The organism is Vibrio sp. 10N.222.47.A9 (genome assembly GCF_963872585.1).
GTDB lineage: Bacteria > Pseudomonadota > Gammaproteobacteria > Enterobacterales > Vibrionaceae > Vibrio > Vibrio splendidus.
This window is the reverse complement of sequence record NZ_CAWNBB010000019.1, coordinates 56,258-68,623: the sequence shown is the minus strand read 5'-3', so window position 1 is coordinate 68,623 and position 12,366 is coordinate 56,258. Positions and strand designations below refer to the sequence as shown.

The window sequence follows — 12,366 nt, the reverse complement described above, 5'->3', positions numbered from 1 at the left end:
TGCGGTTATCAAAGTAGATAGTGGTCTGCCAACAGAGCCACAAACAAGATCATGAGATGATAGATAGAGAACTTAAAGGTCTTCATCGCCATATTAGGCTCATCACGATATTTCAGAACCCACGCGTGATAGACAAACCCACCGTTGAGCACCAAAGACGCGCTCAGATATATCCAACTGCTCATGCCAACTAATACTGGTAACACACACACGATGCTTAACAGCAAGGTATAGAGCAAAATTGAAGTCTTGGTGTATTCGATTCCGTGGGTCACGGGCAACATGGGAATATTCACCTTGGCATATTCGTCACGACGATGAATTGCCAACGCCCAGAAATGAGGAGGTGTCCAAATAAAGATGATCATCACCAACAACCAAGCATTTGAGTGCAATTCATTGGTAACCGCCGTCCAGCCCAATAGCGGAGGCATTGCACCAGCGATCCCTGCTATCACAATGTTTTGCGGCGTCGCTCGTTTTAAGTACATGGTATAAATCACTGCGTAACCCAATAAGCTTGCAAAGGTTAACCAAGCGGTGAGTTGATTGACCCACACTACTAACGTAGCGAACCCAAGTAAGCCGATACCCGCTGCAAAGCTGAACACACGCACACTACTCAGTTCACCGGATGGTAAAGGGCGTCGATTTGTTCGAGTCATTTGCCCATCGATCTTTTTATCGATCAAGTGGTTGAATGCAGCCGCCGAACCTGCCATCAGCCCTATCCCAATCATCCCGAACACAGTTTGCTGTAAAGGTAATCCATTAGGCACAGCCAAACACATTCCAACCAATGCCGTTAGCAACATCAAAGCCACTACCTTGGGTTTGGTCAGCGTTAAATAGACCTTCCAAGTAGCTTTGTTTTTCGATGCCAGCTCATTTTTTAGAACACTTTCTCCGTTGGCTGCTATCTCTTGACTGGCAGCGATATCTTGGCTTGAAGCTATGTCTTGAAGCACCACTCCTTGTTGTGTTGATGTTCTAGTGACCATGATTACCTCCTTGTAATACATCGTTCTTCATCAAGTACTCACTCGGTTGACGTTGCCAAACCACAAAGTTTGTAACAACCATGGTGACAAGTAACAGAGCGGCCACCAAATTATGCAAAACGGCTACCGAGATCGGTAGGTGAAACCATACATTGCTGATCCCTAAACTGACCTGTGTAAACAACACTATCGCCAAAGTGACAGCCAGCTTTCTTTGCGGTCCTTTTTCAAGCTGCCAAAGCTGATAAACAATCATCAACACCGTTAGTGTGGCGGCGATAGCCCCGAACCGGTGCATGACATGTATAGTTAATCGCGCGGGATATTCCAACACACCAAACTCATAGTTATCATGGCCGTGTTGAGCAAAATCGAAGGCATTCTTGAAATCTAAATAGCTCATCCAGTTACCTTCACAAATAGGTAATTGGGTACACACCAGAGCGGCATAATTAGACGATGTCCATCCACCTAGTAATATCTGACCAACCACAACGATTAACCCAAACAATGCCCACGCTTTAAGAGGAGAATGGGAAACAGACTCACCAAAGTGCTGTTGGACATTAGACAGACGACAATAGAGTAAACAGAGCAGTGACAGTAGCGTGAACCCGCCCATAAGGTGTGCCATCACCACAACAGGCATAAGCTTTAGAGTCACCGTCCACATACCTAACAGGGCCTGGAAAATCACAGTGGCGGAGATAAGCAAAGGAAGTCCAACAGAGGTGATGTTCTTTTTGATGCACCAAGCAACAACAACGAAGATAAGCAACCCGAGCGAGCCAGCAAAGTAGCGATGGATCATCTCTATCCAAGCTTTGTCTGCTTCGAGAGCTCGTTCTGGGAATTGTAGATTGGCTTGATTAACGGCTTGGGTATTCGAGGGAACGGTGATCTTTCCATAGCACCCAGGCCAGTCAGGACAGCCAAGGCCAGCATCAGACAAACGGGTATAAGCGCCGAGCACAATCACGGTAAGGGTTAACAAGATAGTTAATCTCATCATGTGCATGAGTAAATCAGGGGCTTTATTCTGCATCGTTTATCTCCCTATACTTATTCCCTTTTCGCTAACAACACTCAGCATTAACGCAATCTGCTAAAGCTCATTAACTCAAGCTCATCAACTCAAGCTCATCAACTCAAGCTTATCAACTTAAGCTGATTAACTACCCAACTCGTGACAGCTTAAGCAGCTTTCTTAGATCATGAATCATGCCTTTAGATTGGCTGACTAGCTGCGAAGGATCAGAAACACTTTTGTATTCCATAACCAATTGCCCGAGTGGGTCAATTATGACAATGGAAGCGGGTGCAAACTCAGTACTTAATTGATCACCACCTGCTAACAAAGATAAATCAGGCTTGTTGAGCGAACCCGACAACGAGTTACCTTCTGAGACGAAAACAACGGCGGTCACTCGCTCTTTGTTTTTCCCTAGCGCCAAGTAACTTTGATTCAAATAATGGAGTTGTTGTTCGCATAAGCTTTCACACTCTGTGGGAGCGATATAACCCACAACCCAACCCTCTCCAGCCATGGGTACCGTTACGCCGAAATCCGCTAGTGTAATTCTTGGTTCGACCAATTCGCCTGAGTTAGTGACACCTGACGTATACCAATTCTGATCCAACACTGTTTTGGCGATAATCGCAGGCAAAGCGAAAATTAAAACGAGTCCGATTAATACCAAACGTCCCTTAGTACGACGGCTTCTAAGCTCAGCCATGTTTGCCTCGGTACTTTCCCTGTTCACTTGTGCTTGAGACTTATCCATCGTTGTTCTCCGTGATAGGTGTCGTTTTTAGGTACCGATAGCCAATTAACAACATCAAAAACAAAAGTACCGCTGCCATTACAAACCATTGAAATGAGTAACCGAAGTGCTTCTCAGATTTCATTGCCGTCGGTCGCCATAACAACTCATAAGGCCACGATTCTAAGCTTTGCGGTTGGAAGACAAAGGGTAAAACGGCTTGTCCTGTGTACAGTGATAACGCTGCTATGTTTAGGTTTTGGATTCTATTCGGTGTCGTATTTTCTAAACCCAACTCATGACTTAAAGGATTCACTGAACGAGTGTACAAACGCCCTGACATTTTGGTTGGTAGTGTTGTGTTTCCTAATTGCGGTAGTTCTCTTCTGTCATTACTTGCCGCAACAAACCCCAGATCGATCAACAACTGTTTTTCAGCCACTAAGGAATTGTTTTCATCTTCAAGACGAACCTTTCCCAACATGTAAATCACATACCCCACCGCTCCTTGGTTAATCTGATTGTCTAACAAGACCACCAAACCACTTGGTGTTTCCAATTCCACATCAACCTTCAAACCATTTAAAAACTGCTGTTCAGATGCACCTTGCGCTTGTGTACGCGAGTCCTTCCATTCAGAGATAACCGTGTCCAATGACCTAGGCGATTGCTGCGCTCTTTCTGATAGCTGTTGTTCATAACGCAATTTCTCGTTACCACGCTCTAACTGCCACAAACCCAACTTGATTAAAATGCCGACTGAAACCACAGTTAAAACAACCGCTATCCAAAAACCTTTACTGCGGAACTTGTGTTCATCATCAATCAATCGGTTTGGAGTTATCACTATGGCGTCATCTACCTTTGTGTTGTTGTTTAAAATTGTATTGGTCGCTTTGCTGTTTTTTATCGCTTTCAATTTGATGAAAGGTCTAATCCAAATCGCCTCAGGTAAACACAATGGCAAAAGACTGAGTCACTTCTTGGGTCGTCGAGTCATGTGGTCAGCCGTTGTCGTGCTACTGTTGTTACTGGCTTTAGGTTCAGGAGTGATAACTCCCAACCCTCGCCCTTATTAATCCCCTATAGGCTCAACCGCTAAAGCACATAAACAAACACAAACAGCCCTAACCAAACCACATCAACAAAGTGCCAATACCAACTGCCCGCTTGGAACGCAAAGTGGTCTTTCGGAGTGAAGTGGTCTTTCGCAACTCTCGCCAGTAACACAATCAAAAAAATCGTTCCTAAACAGACATGCAAACCATGGAACCCAGTCAACAAGAAGAAGGTGTTGCCGTAGATGCCAGACTGAAGTGTCAGCCCCATCTCTTGATAAGCGTGAAGATACTCTTCAACCTGGAAGAACAGGAAGAAGCCAGCCAGAACGATGGTTATCTCCAACCAGACGATCAAAGCCATGCGCTTATTTTGTTCAAGACTGATATGTGCCATGTGCAGAGTCACAGAAGAAAGCAGCAGAATAATGGTGTTCTTAAGCGGGATACCTTGCCAAGACATCGCTTCTGTCGTCACGCCATCAGGTGTCGTCGTTAACGGCCACATTGATTGAAACATCGGCCACAACACTTCATGGGTCATAGCATTGTTGCCCGCCCCACCAATCCAAGGGACAGAAATCATTCGAGCATAGAAAAGCGCGCCAAAGAAAGCGCCAAAGAACATGATCTCAGAGAAGATGAACCAGCTCATTCCTTGTCTAAAAGAACGAGAAATCTGCTCAGAATAGAGACCACTTAATGATTCCGTGATCACATTACTAAACCATCCTGCGAGCATGTAAAGCAACACACAAAATCCGACTAACAACACCGCTTTGCCAAATACACCACCAGCGGCGTCTGTACCCATATTTTGCACCGTCAAGCCAGCGCCAACCGCGACCAAAAATAGTGCGACGGCACCCACCAATGGCCAGTGGCTTTGATGTGGAACGAAATAAACTTCCTTTTTAGAACTCATCGCTCAACTCCTTATGTTGATACTGGTTCTGTAAATCCCTAGTTACTTGCGAGTGTGCTCGCTTTTGGTGAGCCAGATTGTAGTGTGTTCAATGTTGATGTGCTCACTTCAGGCTTACTTGCCTCTACATTCACCTGACTCGTGATGTTAAACAGCGTATAAGAGAGCGTAAGCGTATGTATCGATTCTGGAATATCTGGCTCAATGTAAAATATCAAACCCATTTCTGCGCTCTTGTGCCCGTCCAATGGCTGCTGATTAAAGCAAAAGCATTCCATTTTATTGAAGTAAGTTGCCCCCATACCTGGAGAAACCGACGGTACTGCTTGGCCAACTAATGAGGCTCCGGATAGGTTTTTAGCTATGTAGTTAGTTTGAACCACTTCTCCAGGATGAACCTCTAACACTCGAACCTCAGGCGAAAACTGCCATGGCATATCTGGCTTGATGTGGGACATGAATTCAACGCGAACCGTACGAGAATAGTCGGGCTGCATTCCCTGAGGTTGCACCGCTGAAACGGTATTAGTTTTGCCATTGATCCCTAAAGCCTCACACATCACATCGTAGAGCGGCACCAAAGCGAAACCGAAGCCAAACATCGCAACTACACTCAACACCAAGTAGCCCGTCAGCTTTTTAGTCGATCGCTTATTGGACAGGCGCTTTAGTTGTTTTTTATCTTGATTGGGGTCGCTTTGCTTATCACTCATGGGTCTGCCCTCTAATCCACTTTAGGTGGATGAGTAAAGGTGTGGTGAGGCGCAGGGCTTGGTACTGTCCATTCAAGACCTTCAGCTCTATCCCAAGGCTTGCTTGGAGCAGGCTCTCCCCCTCTTACGCACTTAATAGCCAGCCATAAGAAAATCAGCTGAGACAACCCAAAGGCAAAACCACCAATCGATACCACTTGGTTAACATCAGCAAACTGAATCGCGTAATCTGGAATACGACGCGGCATACCCGCTAACCCTAAAAAGTGCATCGGGAAGAACAGTACATTGACTGAAATTACCGACGTCCAGAAATGCCACAGACTGAGCTTGTGGTCGTACATATGCCCAGTCCATTTCGGCAGCCAGTAATAGGCGGCGGCCATAATTGAGAACACAGCACCTGTCACCAGAACATAGTGGAAATGAGCCACAACAAAGTAGGTATCGTGGTATTGGAAATCAGCTGGCACGATAGCGAGCATCAATCCGGATAACCCACCAATCGTAAACAGAACAATGAAGGCAATCGCAAACAGCATTGGAGTTTCAAAAGTCAAAGCCCCTCGCCACATGGTCGCGACCCAGTTGAAGACTTTCACACCAGTCGGCACAGCGATCAACATGGTGCAATACATGAAGAACAATTCTGCAAATACTGGCATACCCGTGGTGAACATGTGGTGCGCCCAAACCAAGAATGACAGCAATGCGATACTACAGGTCGCATAAACCATAGAGTGATAACCAAACAGACGCTTACCACTGAATGCTGGGATGATCGCCGAGACAATACCAAAAGACGGCAAGATCATGATGTACACTTCGGGGTGCCCAAAGAACCAGAATATGTGCTGGAACATCACCGGGTCCCCACCACCTGCGGCATCAAAGAAGCTCGTCCCAAAGTATTTGTCGGTCAGCACCATAGTCACCGCACCCGCGAGCACGGGCATCACGGCTATCAGTAAGAAAGCGGTAATTAACCATGTCCATACGAACATCGGTAGCTTGAACCAAGTCATACCCGGTGCGCGCATGTTCACTATGGTTACGATGACGTTAATCGCCCCCATGATCGAACTGATCCCCATAATATGAACTGAGAACACAAACAATGCCGTACTGTCTGGGCCATAAGTTGTCGAGAGTGGCGCATAAAATGTCCAACCAAAACTCGGCCCACCTCCCTCAGTAAACAAAGATCCGATCAAGATTAGAAACGCAAAAGGCAAGATCCAGAAACTGAGGTTGTTCATTCTCGGCAACGCCATATCTGGAGCTCCGATCATCATCGGGATCATCCAGTTAGCCAAGCCCGTAAATGCTGGCATCACGGCACCGAATACCATGATTAAACCATGGACTGTAGTCATCTGATTGAAGAAATCTGGCTCAACAAGTTGTAACCCGGGTTGGAATAGCTCAGCACGGATCACCATTGCCATGGCACCACCCGTTAAGAACATCGCAAAGCTGAACCACAGATAAAGTGTACCGATGTCTTTATGATTGGTTGAGTAAAGCCAACGAGCCCAGCCTTTAGGTGCCGCATGTGAGTCGTGATCGTCAACAGGCAAATCATCATTGCCCAGCGTACCTTCCGCAGAATGGCTCAGAACTTGGTCTTCTGCAGGAGCCGATTTCACCGGCTTATTGATTGGTGAACTCATAACTGCTCCTTAGCATCGTTTTGTGCTTGTTCCGTTGAACCTTGCGTTTCGTCCGTTGAACCTTGTTCGTCAGCTGCTTGGCCTCCGCCTTCTTGCTTGGCTTTATAAGCGTTTACATCTGAAGCCTGAACAATATCGCCCGTATCATTACCCCAAGCGTTTCGTTGGTAGGTCACTACCGCTGCGATCTCTTTCTCGGTTAACTGATTATCAAACGCCTGCATCGCCGTTCCGCCACGACCATAAACAATGGTGTCGATATGAACACCCACATCGCCAAGCGCAATAGGGCTTCCTTTGATGGCAGGAAATGCTCCGGGAATACCTTCGCCATTCACTTGGTGACAAACTGCACAACGAGTTTTATATACCTCTTCGCCAATAGTATTGAGCTCTGCCAAAGAAAGTGACGCATCTAATGCATCTTGCGCGGCTTGTTGTGCGGTTATCGCCAATTCTTTCTGGTCCGCTAACCATGCATCAAACTCGTTTTCCTCCATAGCCTGTACCACTATCGGCATGAAGCCATGAGCACGACCACATAACTCAGCACACTGGCCTCGATAAACACCGGGCTCATCTATCTTTGTCCAAGCTTCATTGATAAAACCCGGAATGGTATCTTTCTTAACGGCAAATGCTGGCACCCACCATGAATGAATAACATCATCGGAAGTCATCAAAAAGCGGACTTTACGATTGATAGGCAGTACAAGCGGCTTATCAACCTCCAACAGGTAATGCGCGCCTTTCACTTCAATGCCTTCAATCTCTTTATCACTGGTCGCTAAAAGACTGAAAAACTCAACATCTTCGCCAAAGTAGCTGTAGTGCCACTTCCATTGCGAGCCTGTAATTTTGATTGTGAGTTCTGATTGAGAGGTGTCTTCCATCGCAATTAAGGTCTTGGTCGCGGGTATGGCCATAGCGATGAGGATAATAATAGGAATGATGGTCCAAAGGATTTCGACTTTCGTACTTTCGTGAAAATGAGTAGCAACCGCCCCCTTCGACTTTCGATGTCTCAGAATTGAATAAAACATCACACCAAAAACAACAAAAGCAATCGCACAGCAGATGTAGAAGATCAGCATATGAAGTTCGTATACCTTACCGCTGATCTCAGTGACACCTTGAGTCATGTTGTATTCAGTGCTGGCATGCACCAAAGGCGATACCAAAACCACAACAAAACTTTTCAAAAGCCACCCTAGCCTAACCAGTAATCTTTTCAAAAGATCTCTCCTTATCCTTCCTAATTGGATACTTGCGACCTAAATGTCGTTGCGAGCTGTATTTCACTACGAGCTGTATTTCATTACGAGCTATATGTCATTGCGAGCTGAACAACATTCATTGTTATTCCAAATGCACATGAAAGGCTGAATCTCAATCTACAACTCACAGCAACTAGCCTGTAAACGGGCTGCTGACCTCATCTCAACCTAAGAGCTAATACGGCTTATAAGCGTTGGAAGTTTCCATGAAAGACTCAAAAACGGCGAATTTGTTAAATTTTGTTATATTTATGTAAAAGGCTAGTTAGTAATATCCAATTGTTCAAGGTAAGTTTACTTATTAAACAGTCAATTATTGAGAGTGGCTTAATCCACGCGCCCTCGCCGTTATAAATTATTTTATATTGAGTTTTACGATTGCTTTCATGGAAATGATAATCAATATCACTTAAATTAAATCAACAGTAAGTCATACCGACATTAAAAGGTTTAGTGATTATGCAAGATGCAATGAACTGGTTAGCGAGAGACCCAGATCCAAGAACTCGTGAAGAGCTTCAACACCTCATTGATGAGGGAATGCACGACGAACTAGAAGACCGCTTTACTCAACGATTAGAATTCGGAACCGCAGGGTTAAGAGGCAAAGTAGGATGCGGTCCAAATAGAATGAATCGCTTGGTGATACAAGAAACGGCAACAGGCCTTGGCCATTACTTGATTGAACATGTCGCCAATGCCTCGATTCGTGGCGTCGTTGTGGGTTATGACGGGCGTTTAGATTCAAAGCAATTCGCAATTGATACGGCTTCTGTGCTCACCGCTTTGGGCATTAAGGTGTACCTAACCTCCGATGTCGCTGCAACACCTATCGTTGCTTTTGGTATTGAGCATTTCAATGCGGCTGCCGCTGTTGTTGTTACGGCGAGCCACAACCCGCCGGAATACAATGGGTTCAAAGTATACTGGGAGAATGGCGCTCAAATCATTCCCCCTCACGATGCGGGCATTGCCGCTGAAATCGATATCGCATCGACCAAGCCGATCCCTTTAATGAGCCTAAGTGATGCCGAAACGCAAGGTAAACTGGTGTGGTTAACTGAGGGTTATTATCAAACGTACCGTGCTGCTATTAATCAAAGTCCGTACGTGAATAACGCTCTTGAATCGGCGAATACCACCATCACCTACACGGCAATGCATGGGGTGGGTGCAAAAATGGCGGAAGATCTTCTTCACGATGCTGGATTCCACAAAGTCTTCAGTGTGGCCGAACAAAGAGAGCCTGATGGCAACTTCCCAACCGTGAACTTCCCGAATCCTGAAGAAAAAGGGGCAATGGATCTCGTGGTTAACTTAGCAAAAAGTGTTGATGCCGACATTGCTTGCGCCAATGATCCAGATGCAGACCGATTTGCCGTTGCGGTTAGAACTGACAATACAGCTAGAACTGATGATGCTACCTATAAAATGCTAACGGGCGATCAAGTCGGCGTGCTATTTGCTCATTATTTACTCTCAAAGCCGCATACCAAAAACCAGTTAGTTGGTAACAGTATCGTATCTTCAACTCTGCTTGAAAAAGTGGCTCAGTCCCATGGTGCGACTTATTTCCAAACGCTGACAGGCTTTAAATGGTTGGCGAATATTGGGATGCAGTTGGAGGATGAGCAGAATGAGTTCTTGTTCGCCTATGAAGAAGCGTTAGGCTACACAATTGGTACCCAAGTACGAGATAAAGATGGGCTGTCTGCTATCGTCGTGTTTGCTCAATTGGTTGAAGAGTTGAAATCTCAAGGCCGAACGGTTTGGGATCTTCTCGCTCAAATTTCATTTGAACATGGTGTTCATACCAACGCGCAGCGAAGCATTGCTCTTGACCCAGATTCACCATCGATTGGTTCTAAACTCAGAGCGGCACAACCTAAAGCAATAAACGGTGTTGCTATCTCTGTGATTGAAGATCTGCAGTCTTCTTTACGCTTCGTCATTGGTGGCAATACTGAAGCGATTAACCTGCCTTCAAGTGATGTTCTCATCTATCACCTAGAAGATGGCACACGCATTATCGTTCGACCTTCAGGCACAGAACCAAAAGTAAAAGTCTATTATGAGACTGTGACAAAGTTCGAAGGGACAGAAACCTACGAAGACACTCGCCTACGCGGTGAAGAAGACATGAATAAACTGATTGAACAGCATCAACAAGAGTTGAACTCATAGCAGTTAACATGTTCAGCATGTAACGGTTAGATATAAAAAATGGACGCTCGAAGCGTCCATTTTTGTCTCAGCGACTAACCGCTAGAAGATGTCTGGTTTGATTCGTCTACGAAGTAAAGAAAGAGGACAACATCCAGATAGCCAACACGATGAAGACTCCGCCCATGACTTTCTGTTGATAGGTACGAAACTTAGCATTCTCTACGAGAGACTTACCAATCGTACCCACTAAAGCCACCAGCAAAAAGTTGAACGTTAAGCCGAGAACATTCAACAATAAACCCAGAACGAGCATTTGCTCACCAGAAGTCGCTTCAATATTCGTCGACACAAACTGTGGTAAGAACATCACAAAGAAAACCAACGCTTTAGGGTTAAGCAGGTTACTAATCAATGCTCGTTGATAGTAGGCTTTTGCAGCAAAGTCGTCGCTTAACTCAGGCGCATTGCCCTGCTCTGTTCGAAGACAATCCCACCCCATTTTTAATAAGTAGGTGCCGCCTAACAGATGAAGGGCTTTTAAAGCCACTGGACTCATCGCAATCAATGCTGAAACACCCATTGCTGCCAATACTGTCAGGATAATTCCAGAAGTCGCGTTACCCAAACTTGCAAACACACCAACCTTGCGACCATAGCTCATACTTGAGCTCGCGATGAGTAACATATCAGGGCCAGGCAAAAGGAGAAGTGCAACAACGGCAGTCAGGTAAACAGGTAGGATGGCTAAGTCGATCATGGGTTTCAGTATTGATAAAAACGGAGGCGGATTTTATATCAATTACTAACACCCTTCCAGATGCAATTAGTTGTAAGATAGTAAAATATTCGAATTAAATACCATCAATGAACAATAAAGCAAATTTATTAACCAAATTGAAAAGACTACTTAACTTGCTACCCACTCGATCTCAATTAATGTGGTTTCGCCACACTTTAGGCGACCAAGGAAAATATCACCTCGATGCACTTCACCAACACCTTTTGGGGTACCTGTCATTACAACATCGCCATCAAGCACAGTCGTGTAAGAAGAGAGCTCTTCTAGGATAGTTTGTGGAGAATACAGCATCTGCTCAACGTGACCCTTTTGAACGCGGACACAGTTAATAAATAATTCTAGGTTTAAGTCAGAGAGATCAAAATTATCAACGGGAATAAAGCGACTAAAGACAGCGGAACCATCAAAGGCTTTGGCACGCTCCCAAGGTAAACCTTTGGCTTTTAAACTGCTTTGCAACTCACGCTTGGTAAGGTCTAAGCCGAATCCCACAGCAGAGTATTCACCGTTTTCAACAATAAAACAGATTTCTGCTTCGTAGTGCAGCGCTTCTTGATGAAAAGAAGACAGAGAGGAAGTAACGCTGGTGCTCGGCTTATTGAAAACCACCATAGAGTCAGGGATCGCATTGTTAAGTTCTTCAATGTGATCGACATAATTACGCCCAACACACAGTACTTTTGTTGGGGTTGCTGTTCGTTTCGAATTCATCAATTGTTTCTGATCTACAACGCTGCTCATAGTTTATCCCTGAACTATTTTTAGAGAGCAGAGTTTAGCGCATCATAAAATGAGAGTCTTCGACAAGATGATTACCGATCTCTAAATTCTGATCTTGAGCTCAATTCATTGATTTGAATACTTTTAGGTAAATATCGGTGTATATCTCGACCTACCCACCAGAAATCGAGTCATCGGCTTACATAAATTAGAGAAAATGAAACTAAAGTAGGCAGTTAAATTTGAAGAGCATTAAAACGAAAGAAGCCCT

The 12,366-nt window shown here is 45.0% G+C and carries 12 protein-coding genes; 2 read left to right on the top strand and 10 right to left on the bottom strand.

The window, feature by feature from the left end; all coding sequences use genetic code 11:
* Positions 1 to 8: 8 nt before the first annotated feature.
* The 4 genes from cyoE to AACT19_RS03120 all read right to left on the bottom strand — a co-directional run bounded on the left by cyoE (position 9) and on the right by AACT19_RS03120 (position 3,611).
* The gene (cyoE, locus tag AACT19_RS03135; protein WP_076645171.1) at positions 9 to 1,001 is read right to left on the bottom strand and encodes a heme o synthase; all 993 of its coding nucleotides are present in this window, start codon (positions 999 to 1,001) and stop codon (positions 9 to 11) included.
* Positions 991 to 2,046, bottom strand: coding sequence for a COX15/CtaA family protein (locus AACT19_RS03130; protein ID WP_076645169.1), 1,056 nt, complete (start codon positions 2,044 to 2,046; stop codon positions 991 to 993). The genes cyoE and AACT19_RS03130 overlap by 11 nt, the downstream gene beginning before the upstream one ends.
* 130 nt (positions 2,047 to 2,176) lie before the next feature.
* On the bottom strand, positions 2,177 to 2,785 hold the full coding sequence (locus tag AACT19_RS03125) for a hypothetical protein (protein WP_009845658.1): 609 nt from the start codon (positions 2,783 to 2,785) through the stop codon (positions 2,177 to 2,179).
* Complete coding sequence (locus tag AACT19_RS03120; RefSeq protein WP_076645167.1) at positions 2,778 to 3,611, bottom strand: SURF1 family protein; 834 nt, start codon at positions 3,609 to 3,611, stop codon at positions 2,778 to 2,780. Before AACT19_RS03120 ends, AACT19_RS03125 begins: the two co-directional genes overlap by 8 nt.
* Before the next feature lies 1 nt (position 3,612).
* Between AACT19_RS03120 and AACT19_RS03115 the strand changes: the two genes are divergently transcribed.
* Positions 3,613 to 3,843 carry a DUF2909 family protein gene (locus AACT19_RS03115; protein ID WP_029203703.1) on the top strand — a complete coding sequence of 77 codons (231 nt, stop codon included), beginning with the start codon at positions 3,613 to 3,615 and terminating at the stop codon, positions 3,841 to 3,843.
* A 19-nt stretch (positions 3,844 to 3,862) separates the two neighbouring features.
* Here AACT19_RS03115 and AACT19_RS03110 read toward each other — a convergent pair whose 3' ends face one another.
* The 4 genes from AACT19_RS03110 to coxB are packed head-to-tail and all read right to left on the bottom strand — an operon-like array spanning position 3,863 to position 8,368.
* Complete coding sequence (locus tag AACT19_RS03110; RefSeq protein ID WP_017079647.1) at positions 3,863 to 4,747, bottom strand: cytochrome c oxidase subunit 3; 885 nt, start codon at positions 4,745 to 4,747, stop codon at positions 3,863 to 3,865.
* A 38-nt stretch (positions 4,748 to 4,785) separates the two neighbouring features.
* Complete coding sequence (locus tag AACT19_RS03105) at positions 4,786 to 5,460, bottom strand: cytochrome c oxidase assembly protein (RefSeq protein WP_076645165.1); 675 nt, start codon at positions 5,458 to 5,460, stop codon at positions 4,786 to 4,788.
* 11 nt (positions 5,461 to 5,471) lie between these two features.
* On the bottom strand, positions 5,472 to 7,133 hold the full coding sequence (gene ctaD, locus AACT19_RS03100) for a cytochrome c oxidase subunit I (protein WP_017088645.1): 1,662 nt from the start codon (positions 7,131 to 7,133) through the stop codon (positions 5,472 to 5,474).
* Entirely contained in the window at positions 7,130 to 8,368 is a 1,239-nt protein-coding gene (coxB, locus tag AACT19_RS03095; protein ID WP_076645163.1) for a cytochrome c oxidase subunit II, read from the bottom strand. Before coxB ends, ctaD begins: the two co-directional genes overlap by 4 nt.
* Before the next feature lie 501 nt (positions 8,369 to 8,869).
* On the opposite strand from coxB, the gene AACT19_RS03090 reads away from it, so the two are divergent.
* On the top strand, positions 8,870 to 10,594 hold the full coding sequence (locus tag AACT19_RS03090) for a phospho-sugar mutase (RefSeq protein ID WP_076645161.1): 1,725 nt from the start codon (positions 8,870 to 8,872) through the stop codon (positions 10,592 to 10,594).
* Positions 10,595 to 10,700: 106 nt separating this feature from the next.
* Here the strand turns inward: AACT19_RS03090 and AACT19_RS03085 are convergent, their stop codons facing one another.
* Together AACT19_RS03085 and AACT19_RS03080 are read right to left on the bottom strand one after the other, a co-directional pair.
* Entirely contained in the window at positions 10,701 to 11,333 is a 633-nt protein-coding gene (locus AACT19_RS03085) for a LysE family translocator (RefSeq protein ID WP_076645159.1), read from the bottom strand.
* Positions 11,334 to 11,483: 150 nt separating this feature from the next.
* Complete coding sequence (locus tag AACT19_RS03080) at positions 11,484 to 12,116, bottom strand: fumarylacetoacetate hydrolase family protein (protein WP_076645157.1); 633 nt, start codon at positions 12,114 to 12,116, stop codon at positions 11,484 to 11,486.
* Positions 12,117 to 12,366: the final 250 nt, after the last annotated feature.